Annotated in this window: 12 protein-coding genes; 6 read left to right on the forward strand and 6 right to left on the reverse strand. The window is 42.8% G+C overall.

From position 1 onward, the window contains the following. The 4 genes from FKN05_RS12170 to FKN05_RS12185 all read left to right on the forward strand — a co-directional run bounded on the left by FKN05_RS12170 (nucleotide 1) and on the right by FKN05_RS12185 (nucleotide 5,010). Nucleotides 1–1,218, forward strand: a complete 1,218-nt coding sequence (locus FKN05_RS12170; RefSeq protein ID WP_170887644.1) for a glycosyltransferase — start codon at nucleotides 1–3, stop codon at nucleotides 1,216–1,218. Beyond that, nucleotides 1,215–1,967 carry a glycosyltransferase family 2 protein gene (locus tag FKN05_RS12175; protein ID WP_170887645.1) on the forward strand — a complete coding sequence of 251 codons (753 nt, stop codon included), beginning with the start codon at nucleotides 1,215–1,217 and terminating at the stop codon, nucleotides 1,965–1,967. The genes FKN05_RS12170 and FKN05_RS12175 overlap by 4 nt, the downstream gene beginning before the upstream one ends. 287 nt (nucleotides 1,968–2,254) lie before the next feature. Continuing rightward, complete coding sequence (locus FKN05_RS12180) at nucleotides 2,255–3,385, forward strand: ISAs1 family transposase (protein ID WP_170887646.1); 1,131 nt, start codon at nucleotides 2,255–2,257, stop codon at nucleotides 3,383–3,385. Nucleotides 3,386–3,678: 293 nt separating this feature from the next. Further along, nucleotides 3,679–5,010 carry an MBL fold metallo-hydrolase gene (locus FKN05_RS12185; protein ID WP_170887647.1) on the forward strand — a complete coding sequence of 444 codons (1,332 nt, stop codon included), beginning with the start codon at nucleotides 3,679–3,681 and terminating at the stop codon, nucleotides 5,008–5,010. Nucleotides 5,011–5,034: 24 nt separating this feature from the next. On the opposite strand, the gene FKN05_RS12190 is transcribed toward FKN05_RS12185, so the two are convergent. Then, nucleotides 5,035–6,042, reverse strand: a complete 1,008-nt coding sequence (locus tag FKN05_RS12190; RefSeq protein WP_170887648.1) for a sugar transferase — start codon at nucleotides 6,040–6,042, stop codon at nucleotides 5,035–5,037. A 249-nt stretch (nucleotides 6,043–6,291) separates the two neighbouring features. On the opposite strand from FKN05_RS12190, the gene FKN05_RS12195 reads away from it, so the two are divergent. After that, nucleotides 6,292–6,732: a TM2 domain-containing protein gene (locus tag FKN05_RS12195; RefSeq protein WP_099610780.1), complete on the forward strand. Its 441-nt coding sequence runs from the start codon at nucleotides 6,292–6,294 to the stop codon at nucleotides 6,730–6,732. 594 nt (nucleotides 6,733–7,326) lie between these two features. On the opposite strand, the gene galE is transcribed toward FKN05_RS12195, so the two are convergent. The 5 genes from galE to FKN05_RS12220 all read right to left on the reverse strand — a co-directional run bounded on the left by galE (nucleotide 7,327) and on the right by FKN05_RS12220 (nucleotide 15,504). Then, the gene (gene galE, locus FKN05_RS12200) at nucleotides 7,327–8,343 is read right to left on the reverse strand and encodes a UDP-glucose 4-epimerase GalE (RefSeq protein ID WP_170887649.1); all 1,017 of its coding nucleotides are present in this window, start codon (nucleotides 8,341–8,343) and stop codon (nucleotides 7,327–7,329) included. Between the two features lie 121 nt (nucleotides 8,344–8,464). Further along, nucleotides 8,465–9,373, reverse strand: a complete 909-nt coding sequence (locus FKN05_RS12205) for an endonuclease I family protein (RefSeq protein ID WP_170887650.1) — start codon at nucleotides 9,371–9,373, stop codon at nucleotides 8,465–8,467. 24 nt (nucleotides 9,374–9,397) lie between these two features. After that, nucleotides 9,398–11,914 (reverse strand): ExeM/NucH family extracellular endonuclease, encoded by a 2,517-nt coding sequence (locus FKN05_RS12210; protein ID WP_170887651.1) that lies wholly within the window; start codon nucleotides 11,912–11,914, stop codon nucleotides 9,398–9,400. A 476-nt stretch (nucleotides 11,915–12,390) separates the two neighbouring features. Then, nucleotides 12,391–13,728, reverse strand: a complete 1,338-nt coding sequence (locus tag FKN05_RS12215; protein ID WP_161433921.1) for a 6-phospho-alpha-glucosidase — start codon at nucleotides 13,726–13,728, stop codon at nucleotides 12,391–12,393. 159 nt (nucleotides 13,729–13,887) lie between these two features. After that, nucleotides 13,888–15,504 carry an alpha-glucoside-specific PTS transporter subunit IIBC gene (locus FKN05_RS12220; RefSeq protein ID WP_099610777.1) on the reverse strand — a complete coding sequence of 539 codons (1,617 nt, stop codon included), beginning with the start codon at nucleotides 15,502–15,504 and terminating at the stop codon, nucleotides 13,888–13,890. A 302-nt stretch (nucleotides 15,505–15,806) separates the two neighbouring features. Here FKN05_RS12220 and FKN05_RS12225 point away from each other — a divergent pair, with 302 nt between their 5' ends. After that, on the forward strand, nucleotides 15,807–16,505 hold the full coding sequence (locus FKN05_RS12225) for a GntR family transcriptional regulator (RefSeq protein WP_170887652.1): 699 nt from the start codon (nucleotides 15,807–15,809) through the stop codon (nucleotides 16,503–16,505). Nucleotides 16,506–16,999: the final 494 nt, after the last annotated feature.

Here is a 16,999-nt window from a genome sequence, read left to right on the forward strand (position 1 = left end):
TTGAAAATTTCATACATTACAATGCAATTTCCCGTACCATCTGAGACTTTTGCTTCTTTGGATGTGGAAACGTTACGCACCAAGGGGGAGAAAGTTTCTGTTCACTGCATGAGATTTAAACCCCCTCAATTTAATAAACTAATGGAGGAAAGAGGGCATAAAGACTTAGAAGTATCACATTTTTCATTATCAAATTTTTTATCGTCACTTGGATTTTTTTTTATACACCCAGCAGTGTTATTTTCTCTTTGCTGGTGGATCTTGTCAAATTGTCTAAATAAGCCTAAACATCTATTAAAGAGTTTTATTTTATTACCATCAGCATTATCTATTTTTAATAAACTGTATAAAGAAAATCCTGATGTTGTTCACCTTTTTTGGGGGCACTATCCTTCTATGATTGGATATTTGGTTAAACGCTATATGCCAGATACGGTTGTGTCTCAATTCTTAGGCGCTCATGATTTAGTAACTAACTATCCTGGTAGTGCTGCCTTAGCAAAAAATGCCGATGTTTTATTTACACACTCAAAAGCTAATTTAGAAATACTTGAAGAGATGGGAATCGACTCCGAAAGTGTAAAGGTTATTTTACGCGGAACGAGGCTTGATTTTCCATACGAGGGAACTCTAGATAAGTTTAATTCATCAGATGCACCAAGATTTTTATCAGCATCACGCTTGATTGAAGAAAAGGGGGTAGATGATGTAATAAAAATATTTAATCATATAACTAAATTTTATCCCAATGCTACTTTAAATATCGCAGGTGATGGACCATACAAAAGCGAGCTGATTAAACTTGCTGATAGCTTAGGCTGTGGTAAAAATGTTGTTTTTTTAGGTCACATTAACCAAATAACGTTAATTAAACTTATGTCAAACTCTCATTTTTTTTTGCTTATGTCACGTTATCCCTCTGAACGTTTGCCAAATGTTGTTAAAGAAGCTATGTATCAAATGTGTATTGTTTTGACTACTCAAACTGAAGGGATTAACGAGTTAATAGAATCAAATATATCTGGTTATGTTGTAGATAAGGGAGATTTTTCGTCTGGAATAGATTTAATCATGAATTGTTTAAATAATAAAAAACACTCTCAAAAAATCATATTTCAAGCAAAGTCAATTATTCAAGACCGGTTTGATGTAAAAAAATCCATGCAAATGTATATTGATTTATGGAGTATGTCTTTAAAAAGGAAAAAAACACCATGATGGTTTCTATTATTACTCCTTCTTATAATTGCGCCAACTATATTTTTGAAACTATTAGCTCTGTTTTATCTCAAACGTATTCAGAATGGGAAATGATTATCGTTGATGACTGTTCTACTGATAACTCTGTTTCCGTCATCAAATCCCATATAGAAAAAGATTCACGAATTAAGTTAATACAGTTAAATGAAAATTCAGGAGCTGCGATAGCGCGTAATACGGCTATTGAGGCTGCTCAAGGGCGTTATATCGCATTTTTAGACAGTGATGATCTTTGGGAGCCAGAGAAGTTAGCTACACAAATAAGTTTTATGCAAAAGAACGATATAGCATTTTCTTTTTCTGCATATCATAAAGTTGATGAGCAAGGGGTCAATATCGGTAAGGTTGATGTCCCTGAAAAAGTGACATACCAAAAATTACTAAAATGCTGTGTGATTGGTTGCTTAACGGCAATCTATGATACCCAGAAGCTGGGTAAAGTATATATGCCATTGATAAGAAAGAGACAAGATTTTGGTTTGTGGTTACGTATTCTAAAAAAATGTGATTCGGCATATGGCTTAAATATTCCTCTAGCTAAATACCGTATACGAAAAGATTCCATTTCATCAAATAAACTTAAGGCTGCGCAGTATAATTGGAAGTTATATCGTGAAGTAGAGAAGTTAAGCTTGTTTAAATCAGTGTATTACTTCTCTCACTATGCAATTAATGGAGTTTTGCGTTCGAGAAGTAAAAAATACTAGTGAAGTGCGATGATCACTGTCATCCAGTATTCTAAGTATTTATAAAAATTAATAAATATTTTTCATCACTAATTATACTTTTTCTATTCAGGGAAATCGCATGAATATGCCCATCAGGGAAATCGCATGAACATGCCCATTTTTAAAGGGCTTTCGTCAAATTAGTATTTTCTAATTTACAAGGTATTTCTTTAGCATTCATCACAATATTGGAAACTCATTAAGGATCAATTTGTAGATCATTTTGAGTGTTTTTTAATGGTTCTGTACTTAAACGGAGCCAAATTATGACCACTTTAACGAACCCATTTATGCATTTCGAAGTAATAAAAGATTACCGTCAAGCCGCTAAGGTAGAACACAAATTGTCAGACATTATTTTGTTGACGATCTGTGGTGTGCTCTCCGGTTTTGATACCTGGGAAGGTATCTGTGATTTTGGTGAAAGCCGAATCGATTTTCTTAAATCATTGGGTGATTTTGAGAATGGTATTCCGTCGTCAGATACTATCGCGCGCGTTATGGGCATGGTGAGCCCGTCAGCGATGCAAAAAGCGTTCATTAGTTGGATGAAAGATTGCCATCAAATCACAGATGGTGAAGTCATTGCCATTGATGGAAAAACGGTACGCGGCTCTTATAACAAATCTGAAGAACGCTCTGCAATTCATATGGTCAATGCATTTGCAACCGCGCAAGGGCTTTGTCTTGGCCAATCTAAGGTGAATGAAAAAACCAATGAAATCAAAGAAATACCGAAGTTATTGGAATTGCTAAATATTTCTGGTTGCTTAGTGACGATTGATGCTGTGGGTTGTCAGAGAAAAATAGCGCAAAAGATAATCGATAAAAATGCCGATTACTTACTTGCTGTAAAGGGAAACCAAGGCTCGTTAGAGAAAGCGATAGGTGAGTTTTATCGCCCTTCGATGTTGCAGGAGTTTGCAGAGGGCGACAGTTATGCGAGCCAAGAAAAAGGGCATGGCCGTGAGGAAACACGCTGTGCATTAGTCACGAATGAGTTGTCATTTTTAGGTGATTTAGAGCTTGAATGGCCAAATCTGAAAAGTGTTGGCATCATGGTCAACATGCGTAAAACAGAAGAGCGTGCGACAGAGCAAGACATGTCTGTTCGCTTCTACATCAGCTCGAAGAAACTCAGTGCGAAAGAGTTGCATGATGCAACGCGTTCTCACTGGGGAATTGAGTCGATGCACTGGCAACTTGATGTTACTTTTAGAGAAGATGCATGTCGCATTCGAGTCGATGATCGCGCAGAGGCTTTTTCAAGGATCAGACAGGTATGTTTGAACCTTTTAAAGCAAGAAACGAGCTTTAAGGGCGGCATTCAACGCAAACGAATGAAGTGCGCGATGGATGTGAAGTACTTAAGCAAGGTTCTCGGAGCCCTTGAATGACGGGGACGCTGCCGACCACCCCGCCCTTTGGGCACCCCTCCGAGGGAGGGGAATTAAAAACACAACGTTGGTAGTGAATAAATCGATCACCTCACCATCTGGTACTGCACAAAATTCCCCTCCTTTGGAGGGGTGGCAGGCAGAGCCTGACGGGGTGGTCTTGGCGACTTATAAGTTGCACAAAGTAGGGTGGATTTCCTGCCAACTGGCTCGAATTTTCTTTTCCTCCCCATCTTGTTTTACATGCATTATGCTAGTGTTTGCGTATTCATTTTCAGAATAAGGCAAAGGATATGCAAATACTTCATCATGGCGGTAAACATACGGTCACCGGTTCTTGTCATGAGTTGCGCGCCGATGGTGTGGCAGTGTTGATCGATTGTGGCATGTTTCAAGGTAAAGATGCCCGAGATATTGAGTTGGACTTTCCAGTGGAGCATATTGATGCGCTGATTGTGACGCATGCGCATATTGATCATATCGGTCGCCTGCCGTGGTTGCTTGCCGCAGGCTTTACCGGGCCAATTTATTGTACGCCAGCCAGTGCAGAACTGATCCCGTTAATGTTAGAAGATGGACTTAAATTGCAATTAGGCCTAAATCGCCAGCAAATTCAGCAAATATTAGACATCATAAAACAGCGTTTACAACCATGTTGCTATGGCGAATGGGCCACCATTTCAGCTCATCGTCAGGCTCAGGCTTCACTGCAACTTCGCTTTCAACCAGCCGGGCATATTCTTGGTTCCGCTTATGTCGAGCTGCGTTTAGCTAACGGTGAAGTGGTGGTGTTTTCAGGCGATTTAGGGCCGAGTAATACGCCATTATTGCCTGATCCACAATCGCCGCAGCGGGCAGATTATCTGATCATTGAAACCACTTACGGCAACCGAAATCACGATGATGTGGCTGGCCGAGTTGAGAAGTTACGCGAGATTATTCAGCGCTCATTAGAAAATGGTGGCACCATCCTAATTCCTGCCTTTAGTGTTGGCCGTACCCAAGAATTACTGTTTGATATTGAACGCTTGATCTTTGAGCACAAAATTGATGCCGATCTTCCGATTATTCTTGATTCACCCATGGCTCAACAAGTCACCCAATCGTATCGCCGCTTTAAAACCCTATGGGGAGAGGAGGCAAAGCAGCGTTTAGAGATGCATCGTCATCCGCTGGCTTTCGATCAGTGCATACAAATTACTGATTATCGTACTCATCAGGCGCTAGTCAATCGTCTCGCCTCAACCGGTGCACCCGCGATTGTGGTGGCCGCATCAGGAATGTGCCAAGGCGGGCGAATTGTTGAATATTTAAAAGCCTTGCTGGGAGATGAGCGTACCGATGTGATTTTTGCCGGCTTTCAAGCGGAGGGAACCTTAGGTCGAACCATTACCCAGGGTGAAAAATCGATTTGTATTGATGGAGAAGAGATCGAAGTGAAAGCCAGTATTCATGTCATGTCCGGCTATTCCGCCCACGCGGATCAATCTGAATTACTCGCGTTTATTAAAGGAATTGCGGAGCCGCCACAAGAAATCCATTTGATTCATGGTGAGGTTGCGACAAAGCAAACTTTTGCTGGTGCTTTAGAAGTGGCTGGGTTTAATGGTGTCGTCATCACTTAGCCTTAGCGGTATGGTTGGAGCATGTTACCTCCCCATCCCAAACAATACAGTCTTAACGGTAAGCAAGAGAATTTTTATTTCCATCTTCCAGTTTTGATGTTTAATGTAGTAAATATCGTATTTATGTTTCCAAATCGCATCTTCAATAGATGCTCCATAAGGGTATTTGACTTGTGCCAAGCCTGTGACACCGGGTTTTACTGCATGGCGAAACCGGTAATATGGAATCTCTTTTTCTAATTCACTGATAAAAACCTCGCGCTCTGGTCGAGGGCCCACCATCGACATCTCACCTTTTAACACATTGATGAGTTGCGGTAGTTCATCAATTCGTGTTTTCCTGATAAATTTTCCTACTTTTGTCACTCGAGCATCATTTTTTGTCGCCCATTTAGCGCCATCTTTTTCTGCATCATTGCGCATTGAGCGGAATTTAATTACATCAAATTCTTTATTGTATTGACCCGTTCGACGTTGTTTAAAAAAAACAGGTCCGGGTGATTCAAGTTTGATGAACAGTGCGGTCAACAGCCCAATTGGTATTGCGACCCATGCAAGAGCAAATACAAATAACAGATCAATAAAACGTTTTTCCCAACTATTTTTTCGATTAGTTAATATTGAAAAAGCTTTTTGATGGAGGAAGTAACCACTGTGCAGCAGTTCTGTTTCGGTATAACCGAGTTTACGGTCTAAAAAGCTGACTAAGGGTTCGACCCAACCTCCTAGCTCAGTTGCTGCAATCAAAAAGGCTTGCTGATCTTTTGTGAGGTGAGAGCTTCTAAAATGGCAAAGTGTTTTATTTTTGAAATCTCTAATTCTATAGTTGTTGATTTCAACATTAAGCTCGGCATGGCGTGAAACTAGGTTACTTAGTTTTGCAACATCTTCATCCGGACAATAGATAAGGAGTGTGTCTTTTGCTAATTGTTCTTCAATTTTTTGAGCAGAATCCACTTCTGATTCAGATAAGGTTATGACAGTTGTGCTATTCTGCCGATTTTGTATTGAGCCATTTAACGTATCAGTCATAGGAAATTATTTTAATAAGAATGGAAGAGATAAAGCCTGCGAATCAATATGAAAATGAGTATAGCGCAATAAATACACGGCTGTCATTGGTGAATTCTATTTTTGCTATGTTAGAGTGCTCACCAACTTGGTGCACCTAAAAATAGAGTGATAATCATCTAAATTCAACAAAGCGCACTGATTTTATAGACATATTTGGTTTAATTGGTAAAAATACGCATCTTTATTCTTATTTGAGGTATCACGTAAATGAAAGGCACTATCATCGACTTTAATGAATCGCAGCGTTTAGGGCTGATTTCGGGTGAAGATGGACAGCGTTATCAATTAGCGATGTCTGAATGGAAAGGTAGCCAGTTTCCTAAGGTTGGGGCAGCGGTCGACTTTTCTGTCGAGGGGGATCAATCTATTTCTGTTTACCCACTTTCTGTCTCCTCTGGCTCTTCAAAAAAAATCGCTGCAGCTTTATTGGCCTTTTTCTTTGGTGCGTTCGGCGTGCATAAATTTTACCTTGGCTATAAAAAGCAAGGTTGGATTATGCTGCTAGGGTTTATTTTTGGGTTTATTCTGCTGGGTATTCCGTCAATGATCATTGGTATCATTGCGTTTGTTGAGTTTATTATTTATCTCACTAAATCAGATGAAGATTTTGAAAACATTTATGTTAATGGCTCTAAACCTTGGTTCTGATGGCTCAGTTGTGACTTTGGCTTGTGGTTATTCTGATTAATTTCATTAGCTTCAGTAACCACCCCGCCCTACGGGCACCCCTCCGGGGGAGGGGAATAAGAGCGAATGTGTTATTTGTTGCGTTAGTTCTCACGAGCACGTTTTTTTAAATTCCCTCCGCAGGGGAGCAAAGGCGAGCATGTTTTTTTAAATTCCCTCCGCAGGGGAGCAAAGGCGAGCATGTTTTTTAAATTCCCTCCGCAGGGGAGTAGAGGCGAGCATGTTTTTTTAAATTTCCTCCGCAGGGGAGTAGAGGCGAGCATGTTTTTTTAAATTCCCTCCGCAGGGGAGTAGAGGCGAGCATGTTTTTTAAATTCCCCTCCCTTGGAGGGGTGGCAGGCAGAGCCTGACGGGGTGGTTTTAAACTCAGATTCTAGAGAAGAGTAGATTCTAGGAAAAGTAGCGCAGGTCTTAAAAACCAGTACCTGAAAAGTTAATCGTATTTCATTAGCTTTAGCAACCACCCCGCCCTTCGGGCACCCCTCCGAGGGAGGGGAATAAGAGCGAATACGTTAGTATCATTAATCATTAATCATTAATCATTAACCATTAACCTTACTCGCCTTCATACCCATTCGGGTTTTTTGACTGCCAGCGCCAGGTGTCTTCGACCATGGTTGCTAAGCTGCGCGTTGCTTTCCAACCTAACGTTTGTTCTGCATAGCTTGGGTCTGCCCAGCATTCTGCGATATCACCTGCGCGGCGTGCTTGAATTTGATAAGCAATCGGTTTGCCGACGGTTTTGCTAAAGGCGGCAATCATATCAAGCACACTATGGCCACTTCCGGTGCCGAGGTTAAAAATATGCACTCCAGCACGTTGGCTTACTTTATTCAGCGCGGCTAAATGGCCATCAGCCAAATCGACCACGTGAATGTAATCGCGGACACCGGTGCCATCCGGTGTTGGGTAGTCATTGCCAAAAACACCGACTTGTTCGCGTCGGCCTACAGCAACTTGGGCGACAAAGGGAAGGAGGTTATTTGGCGTGCCTTGTGGGTCTTCACCGAGTAAGCCAGATTCATGTGCGCCAACCGGGTTAAAGTAACGCAGTAGCGTGATACTCCAGTCTGGATTGGCGTGTTGAAAATCGGTTAAACATTCTTCCACCATCAATTTACTGCGTCCATAAGGGTTGGTTGCCGATGTGGGGAAGTTTTCGCGGATCGGGACGCTGGCGGGATCACCATAAACGGTGGCAGAAGAGCTGAAAATTAAACTTTTAACCCCTGCTTTTGCCATGCTACGGACTAAGCTTAAGGTACCTGCAACGTTATTTTCGTAATACATCAGTGGTTTTTCGACCGATTCTCCCACAGCTTTGAGACCGGCAAAATGGATCACGCTATCAATAGTATGTTCGGTAAAAACTTGTTCGAGCAGTGCGCTGTCGCGGATATCGCCTTGATAAAATTTAGGGGTAATACCAGTAACTTGGGTAATGCGGTCAAGCACCAATTTTTTGCTGTTGTATAGGTTGTCGAGAATAATCGGTGTGATACCGGCTTGAAGGAGTTGAATACAGGTGTGGCTACCGATGTAGCCCATGCCTCCGGTGACTAGGATATTCATGTTTAAGCCTCTGATGTTGTTAGCTTTGCAATCATAACGCAAAGATTATTCAGGAGCTAGGGAAAGGGGGGTGGCGAGGGTCCCCGCTTGCGCGGGGATGAAAGGAGAACGACAAACGCACTTAAGGGCATTCAGGGCTAGAAAAAATTTCTTCAACCCAGAATGGGTTATCAATAAAAGGATTGCGGTTGTTTTGTATGGAATAAATTTTCTCGTGGCGTTGTTTTTCAAAATCATCCACCGGATCTTGCTTATGCCATTTAAGCAAGATACATAAATCACCAAGGTGAGAAGTGGGTGAATGATTGCCAACGTTGATTTCTAGATCTGGCGTGATAGGGTCTTTGCCTTCATAACGCGTGGCCATATAAAACATGCTTCGCGCGATATCTCCTTTTACAGCATCACGGGGTTCAAACGTGCCTCGTTGTGGATCTTTTTTGTTGCCAGCTTCTGGAGACTCTTTAGTGGGCACTCCGCCCTCATTAAATTCTAAACTACCGCGTTCACTGTTGATCGACTCATCACTAGGGCGAAGGTGGTGGATATCGGTGTAAGCATACGCGGAGCTGTTATTAAAGCCGCCATGAGATTTTGGCCATAGATGTTCTCGGTTCCAATTGTCTTGTCCGAGGGAGCCTTGGCCTGAGCGCTCAGTTTTTAGCTGCGAGCGTCCGGTATACAGTAAAATGACATGATCTGATTGATAAGGGTCCTCATCTGTAATCATTAATGCTTTCCATACATCCATGGCATCAGGGCTATTGTTGGTATAGCTCAGTTTAATATGGCCTTGAGAAATGATGCCATTTAATGCCTGTTTCAATGTTTGGCCGGTTTGGTCGAGTGCTGCATCATAATAACCGTTCGGGTTGTAAACGTCAGAGGGAACAGGGGGCGGAGTTACGGTTCCGCTATCGGTGATGCAGGTTGAGAAAAACGGGGTAATCACATGGGGGTGATCCGCTTGGATATAGTTAGCCGTTGCATGGCAACTGATAAGTAAGGCAACGTATGCGAGTTTTTTCATGTTCATTGATCTCTATCTATCCAATTAGGCTTGTGTGCCACGAGTACGGCGGATGGTCATTAAAGCGAATAACAGCAGGCTTATTAAGCCAAGGCTACCACCACTGCTCTGCTCGGTTTCCGCAGAGGGATTCTCGGATGAGTTATCTTCCGGACTTTGGCGTTCATCTAATTCAAAATTCAGATTTAATAGAACCGGATCATGGCGAGAGGATCGGTGCCAACTGGTATTGGCGGTTTTGTGTTGGTAGTCCCAAAGCTCAGATTCATTGGCGTTGATGGCCCAAGGCGCGGAGTCGATAAATTGTGAGGTCAGTGATGGCGAGATGAAGATGTAATCCACTCGACCGGATGCCGCATGGTTTTCAACCGAATAGTGTGGATTAGACGTATCGCGAATGGTCGTGCTATCAAGGTAATGAGCGCTAGACGGTGCGCTTGCCATGTTATTGAGCCCAGTGAGCCTGGTAATCGCATCTTCTTTCGGATAAGCGTGGAAACTGCCTAACAGGATTTTATGTCCGGAGTGTTGCTCGAGTGCTTGGGCAATTTTTTCACTCGCTTGCTCACGTAGTGTTGAGCAGCCACCTTGTGTTTCTGTGGGTTGAGAACAGTGTTGATTTCTATCCACTAAATCAGCAACTGCGAGCGTGAACGTGGTCGGTTGGTCTTTGGCGTTGAGGTCAAATGTCGCGAGTAAGGTATCGTTCATGGCGATCGCCAAATCATCATCTCCGGGCATGGCCAATAACTCAAGCTGCTTGAACTTAAACAGTGCAGGGCGGTAGAGAATAAAGCTAGCAGTAGCATTTTCTCCCACAAAGTCACTTGAGGTGTCACTTAACTTAGCGACTTGATAAGTGTGGTGTGGGTCTTGGTTTTGGTTGAGGCGGTTGAGTAAATAGCCGATCGCTGAGTGAGCGCTGTAACCGTTATTTTCGACTTGTAAAAGGGCGACGATATCTGGGTTGAGCTGCTTAATCGCGGCGGTAATTTTTGTGACTTGTAAATCCAATTCCTCTTGATTATTGGCTCCACCAGTGACAAAACCACTGGGGCTGTCGTTATCTATCGCCGGGTTACGCGGGCCATTAACGCGAGAGGTAAATACCCCTTGTGTGTTAAAGGTGGCGACTTTGACATTGCCTTCGATCAAACCTGGGCTATTTTGTTTGGCGACCGGATTAAATGATGCTGATGTGGCCTCTTCAGTGATGAACAAGCGGTAGTCGGAGTGGGAATAGCCAATGATGCCTTGCAAATTGGCTACCTGATCACCGATCGTGAGGTGATTGTCAGAGTGTCCATCGCTCGATTGGCTTATATCAGGGTACCAAGCAATCGGGGTTTCTGGGGTGCCTGCTTGGGTGGCTTCAACAATTAACTGTTGATCCTGATTACAATCGGCTTGTTTGATTGCCGCTTGGCTACCGGGTTGGTTACGGTGATGAGGGTGCTCGTTTGGTTGTTGATAAGCCAAAACCATATTGTAACGTTGTGGGCCAGGGTCGAAGGCAAAGCTTCGAGAAACATGCATGTCTGATTCTGCCGTGAAGCGTACCAGCATGCCTTCATGCCGTTCCAGCGTTTGCGCATAATATCGATCTGAGTTTAATCGTGTTACGACAGTCGGCTGAATAGAGTATCCGTGATCAAGAATGCGGCTTTCTGCGCTAGGGATAAACTGGGTTGAGCCATAGTGCTCAATTACGTTTCCTGTTACTTCGATCAGGTCACCGACCACACCGCCTTGAGTTGGGCCTTGAATAAAGAGGCCATCTGAAGTGTTCGGGTTGTCGTCCCCTTGTGGATCTTGGATAAAAAAGCCTTGGGGCAAATCTTCCCCAAGGTCGGCATTATCTTGTATATGAGTGATCACGCCACTCACTTGGAAGGTTTGTTCTGATTGATATTGCCCTTTTGCGGGATCGGTATAAGGTGAGGCCCAGCCATCTCCTTGTAGTTCCATAATGGTCTTGCGAATGGCCTGCACTGGTGGCTCGCTTGGCGTAAAATCATCATCGTAATCGGGGGCTATCCCAATATGCTGCCAATCATTATTCACGCCCGTACTATGCCATTGTGCAGGATTAAATGTGGTATTCGGTGTGACATCGATTCTTTGTAATGACGTGTCTTGGTTAAAGTTTTCACGAATGCCGAGAGTACCTACAATATCAATCAGCTGTTGTTCTTTAAACAATCCGATAATGTCATCGCCATTAAAAGCGGTGACCTGATTATTTGTCAGGTTTGCCTTGCTGACGAGTGCGGCGTCGGCATCAGGATGAGCAATGACGTAGGTATGTCTGGGTGATAGATTGTGATCTTCCAGTACTAAAGGCGAACTTGTCCAGTCACTGGCTCCATTCGAAGCAAGTTTGATGCTGTAAGTACTGAGGTTAATCGATTCTGAACCAATATTGGTCAGTTCGATGGCTTTATTGAGCCCAGAACCTTCGGTTGTTTCAGAGATAATGATTTGCCCATGGGCGGGCAGGGCGCACAGCACTGATAGTGCCACGAGTTTTATTTTATGCATGTTAGGCTCATCGTTTTGTCCATTAGGTTGTTATACCCTTCTTACTTGAAGCCGCAGGAGTGTTGGCTACGTTCTTTCACCCCAATCACATAGCCTGTCTATGCTCATGGGGATTCACTCACTTGCCGCCTACCTGCAACTCCAAGTTGTTTGGGTATATTTGTTTTTAAATATAATCGTTGGATTTTGATTATTTTAAAACTCGACCTAAATGGTTATTGATAAAAATAATACTGTAAACTCTAAATTAAATTATTATTTTTGGCTGTGATGGACGTGGGTTATTTAAAATGGAATAAATTGGGTCTTTATTTTTATAATCAAGATCGATGATTAAACACAATTGGTAGTATTAAATTATTTTATTTTAAATATGTGAATGGTATCGTTTGGCTGGTTGTATTTTTTCTTTACAAATTAAAAAACAAATCCCTTCTCAAATAGAGAAGGGATGCTTAATCAGAAAAAATGGGGGGTTAGTTTAGAGCTGTCCAGTAATCTTTATTAGCCTCCATTAAATCGTCGAGAATCGCTTTGGCAACCGCAGCACTGGGGATGGTGGCTGACAGGGTTAGCGCTTGCCATAGTTTTTGATACGAACCTTCGACATGGGCCTGTACGGCGAGTTTTTCGACCGAGACTTGTTGGTTCATCATACCTTTTTGGAATTCGGGGATAGCTCCAATTTGTAGTGGTTTTGCTCCCGTACTATCGACGATACACGGAATTTCAACCATTGCCGTTGGATCAAAGTTACTGATGGCACCATTATTTTGAACAATAAGTAACATGCGCTCTTTGGTATTAAACGCGATCGCGGTAGCAAGGTCGACGATATAAGAAGCATGCTCTTCCACTTCAATGCTGGTGTCGACAGCTGTGCCATTTTTAATAATGCGCCGACATTCAGTAAAGACTTCTTTTTCACGACCATCCATGACTTCATTGGCTCGGGTGTATTCTTTATTGGAATGCTCTACCACATAATCAGGGAAGAGATAATATTTTAAATAGGTGTTCGGAATGGTTTCTGGATCAAGTGCGTATACATCGCGCACTTTGATGAAGGTCTCTTTCCAAGATTCATCGGTATGTTGAGCACCACTAAGCGCACTAGGCGGCAAATAACCATGTTCTTTAATGTATGCTTTGATGCGAGGCAATAAATCTTCCCCAGTTTTTCCATCCTTAAATTCTTTCCACCAACCAAAGTGATTGAGTCCGTAATACATCACATCAAACTGTTTACGATCTTGATAGCCGAGAATTTCCGCGATACGGGTCTCGATACCAATTGGCATATCACAGATATTCAATACTTTTGAGTTTGGACGCATGACACGACAAGCCTCGGCAACGATCGCTGCTGGGTTTGAGTAGTTAAGCATCCAAGCATTAGGTGAATATTTTTCCATGTAATCGATCAGCTCGATAACGGCTGGAATAGAGCGCAGCCCATAAGCTACACCTCCGGCTCCACACGTTTCTTGGCCGACACAGCCATGTTTGAGTGGGATTTTTTCGTCTTGCTCACGCATCGCATACAAACCCGCACGAATGTGTGCCATGCAGAAGTCGACATCAGTAAAAGCTTCTTTAGGATCGGTAGTGTAGGAAAATTGGATGTGTGGAGCGCGTTCCTTTAGCAGTATTTCGCAGGCTTTTGCAACCACTTCTTGGCGCTCGGCAAAGTTATCGTAAAACTTCAACTGACGGATGGGAAAGCGTGCTTGATTTTCTAATAACATCATGACGATACCTGGCGTAAATGTTGAGCCACCACCTGCGATTACGATAGAGAATGCTTTGTTCATGTTAAACCTCACGTTAGTTAATCAGTGTCTATTCCTGTGCGATTGGCTGCGATCACGGCAAATCGTTCCAGGAGGCAGGGTGTTAAGCACGCCCTGCAATAAAATCAAAATGAGTGGGATTCTCTGCCGCAAATGAATGACAAGAGAATCACCATTACGTTAACAGCTTGCTATTGGGCTTTGTTCGCTATGCTTATGTGTTTGTTGGATGATTTGTTCGCACGCTTCTCTCAGTTGCGGTACATGTAAACCGATAATGACTTGAATTGCGCAGCCATTTTTCACGACATTGACCGCTCCAGCTTCCATAAAATAATCAGCGTTAGCGACTAGCTGGGGGTCTTGCACGGTCACGCGTAAGCGAGTGGCACAGTTACTGAGTTCGGTAATATTGTCTATCCCACCAAGCCCTTCAATGGTTTCAATGGCTTGAATATGTAATGGCGTGGTGGAGGCGGCTGCTTTATTACTGATGCCGTGTTTTTCGTTAAAGTCTTGCTTAGTGCGTAGCTTGAGTTCGGCACCATCTCGGCCGGGGAGTGCGACGTTAAATTTGATAATAAGAAATTTAAAGGTAACGTAATAAATTACCGTGAAACATAACCCGATGACGGTTTGTGTGATCATCATATAAGTGTGGCTACCGAGTAGTGGAACCCAATTGCCGGTGATAATTTCAATTAATCCTCCACCCATATTGCCGACGACACCAAACATATACATCACCATTGACATGGTACCTGCCAGCAAAGCATGGACGGCAAATAGCCAAGGTGCGATAAAGAGGAAAGTAAACTCTAACGGTTCGGTAATGCCAACAAAGACGGCAGTCAGTGTCGCGGGAATCAGTAACGCTGCTACTTTTTTACGGTTTTCTGGCTTAGCCGTATGATACATCGCGAGAGCGATACCGCTGCAACCGAACACTTTGGAGTTACCATGCAAAGCGAAACCACCAGCGGGGAAAAGATCTTTAATGGCTTGTGTCGAATGAGTAAAGGTTTCTAACCCGGCAAACCAGTCGACATAAATGCCGTTGGGGGTTGCGACATTACCAAAGACAAAAGGGGCATAGATAAAATGGTGCAGGCCCGTCGGGATTAAAATGCGTTCTAAAAAGGTATAAAGCCACACACCAAAAGATCCAGAACTGACCAAAAACCCTTGTAAATCTAAAATGCTATGTTGAATAGAAGGCCAGATATATAAAGTGGCCCATGCAGCAGGAAGCATGGTAAAGAAAGCAACAATAGCAACGAATGCTGTTCCTTGGAAAATGCCTAAATAAGCCGGTAGGGGTTTATCAAAAAAACGGTTATGCAGTCCGGTAACGATGGCTGAGATAATGATGGCACCAAAAATACCGGTATCTAATGTTTTTATGCCTGCAATATCGGTTAACCCGGAGGTTCCACCGATGGCTTGATTAAAGTCAACATCGAAGAAGGTACCCCATTGAGTCCCCATCGCACAGATAAAATAGTTAAAAGTAAGGTAAGAGACCATCACTACTAATACGGCCCGTGCATGTGCGGTTTTTGCTAAACCAATCGGTAAGCCTACCGCAAAAAGCAAGGGCATATTACGAAATAGAGTCCAAGCGCCTTCTTCTAAAATAAACAGGACTTGATAGTACAAACCGTCTGGGTTGGCTAAATCACCTACAAATATGGGGTTTTTGAGTACGATAGTCAGCCCAACCATAATCCCAACAAAGGGAAAGAGCAGTACGGGCGTAAACATGGCTCCGCCTAAGCGTTGTATTGCACTTAACATTGGAAAATCCTTCTAGTGTCCATTGATGTATCCCAAGTAATCTTGGGGGAAATACGGTTCCGCCTTAAGACCCTACTAATGTAGTTGGTATATCCAATATAGTACAAATATATAATGTATTTAATGTGATCTTGGTATTAAAAAGGATGAGTTGCTTGTTTTTTGTGTGATTAAGATACAATTTTAGCATGAATTTTCTGTTTTAGCCGATATGCTACGAAAAAGTGAACTCAGTCAATAAATAGGTATTTGATTTGTTACTTATTGTTGTATGATGTTTTTTATCGTGAGAGAGGTTAATTATGTTGTATAAAAAAGTCATGTTGGCACTCAAAGGACGCATTGATTCGGGAGAGTTTCAGATCGGCGATAACCTACCAACAGAAAGTAAATTAATGGATGAATATGCCGTCAGTCGAATTACTGTACGTAAGGCGATCGATGTACTGGTAAAAATGGGTATGGTGGAAAAAAGGCAAGGTGCAGGAACGACGGTGATCGGTCAAAGTATGACGGGTTCAATGTCTAGTTTACGCAGTAACCGAGAATACCTAGCTGAATCTGGAGCCGAATTGAGTTACGACGTTGAGCAATTCGCGCTGATGACACCTCCTGAGCATGTTGCTCAAGCTCTTGCGATCAGTGATGGTGAGAAGGTCTATTTTATTCGACGCTTTATGTTTATTAATGGTGTCTTATCAATTTATGAAGACTCTTACATGCCTGCCAGCTTATTTCCCGATCTGAGTTTGAATCATTTAAAAGGGTCTAAATATCATTATTTAGAGCAAGTACTAAGGTTGAAAATCGATGGTGCTATTCAAGATTTTGCCGCCATTTTACCTGATGAGCATATTGCTAAATGTTTAGGGGTAACAACAGAGACTCCCTTACTCAAGTTAACTTCAGTGGGAAAATTAACTGATGGGCGGTTATTTGAATATACGGAAATTGTCAGTAAGCCCAATACTTATTCTTATAAACATTACTTGAAGCGCTAATTAAGAGCATCAACCACCCCGCCCTTCGGGCACCCCTCCGAAGGAGGGGAATAAGAGCACACTCGGTTTTTTAAAATTCCCCTCTTCCGGAGGGGTGGCAGGCGAAGCCTGACGGGGTGGTCTTAAACCAAGATCCTAGGTTCTAGGGAAGTGTATGTGCTAGTAAAAGCAGGGCAAACGCTAAAACCAGTACCTAAAAACTTAATCGCATTCCATTAACCTCAGCAACCACCCCGCCCTACGGGCACCCCTCCGGGGGAGGGGAATAAAAGCGAATGCGTTAGTATCGTTAACCATTAATTATTAACAATTAACAATTAATAATTAACCATTAATAATTAACCATTAATAATTAACCATTAGCTTCAGCAACCATCCGCTCTTCTGAGGAGGGGGATGAGCATGTTGCGTTGGCTTTCACCGCAGGTTTAAATTTCCGAGCGAGGAGGAGTAAACGCGAGCACGTTTTTTAAAATTCCCCTCCTCCGGAGGGG

Source organism: Vibrio sp. 1-1(7) (assembly GCF_013048485.1).
Classification (GTDB): domain Bacteria; phylum Pseudomonadota; class Gammaproteobacteria; order Enterobacterales; family Vibrionaceae; genus Vibrio; species Vibrio fujianensis.

Coding starts and splice junctions, on each gene's coding strand:
- FKN05_RS12195 (WP_099610780.1), top strand. CDS start 6,292: ATGAAAGGCACTATCATCGACTTTAATGAATCGCAGCGTTTAGGGCTG.
- FKN05_RS12205 (WP_170887650.1), bottom strand. CDS start 9,373: ATGAAAAAACTCGCATACGTTGCCTTACTTATCAGTTGCCATGCAACG.
- FKN05_RS12215 (WP_161433921.1), bottom strand. CDS start 13,728: ATGAACAAAGCATTCTCTATCGTAATCGCAGGTGGTGGCTCAACATTT.
- FKN05_RS12190 (WP_170887648.1), bottom strand. CDS start 6,042: ATGACTGATACGTTAAATGGCTCAATACAAAATCGGCAGAATAGCACA.
- FKN05_RS12180 (WP_170887646.1), top strand. CDS start 2,255: ATGACCACTTTAACGAACCCATTTATGCATTTCGAAGTAATAAAAGAT.
- FKN05_RS12220 (WP_099610777.1), bottom strand. CDS start 15,504: ATGTTAAGTGCAATACAACGCTTAGGCGGAGCCATGTTTACGCCCGTA.
- FKN05_RS12175 (WP_170887645.1), top strand. CDS start 1,215: ATGATGGTTTCTATTATTACTCCTTCTTATAATTGCGCCAACTATATT.
- galE (WP_170887649.1), bottom strand. CDS start 8,343: ATGAATATCCTAGTCACCGGAGGCATGGGCTACATCGGTAGCCACACC.
- FKN05_RS12210 (WP_170887651.1), bottom strand. CDS start 11,914: ATGCATAAAATAAAACTCGTGGCACTATCAGTGCTGTGCGCCCTGCCC.
- FKN05_RS12185 (WP_170887647.1), top strand. CDS start 3,679: ATGCAAATACTTCATCATGGCGGTAAACATACGGTCACCGGTTCTTGT.
- FKN05_RS12225 (WP_170887652.1), top strand. CDS start 15,807: ATGTTGTATAAAAAAGTCATGTTGGCACTCAAAGGACGCATTGATTCG.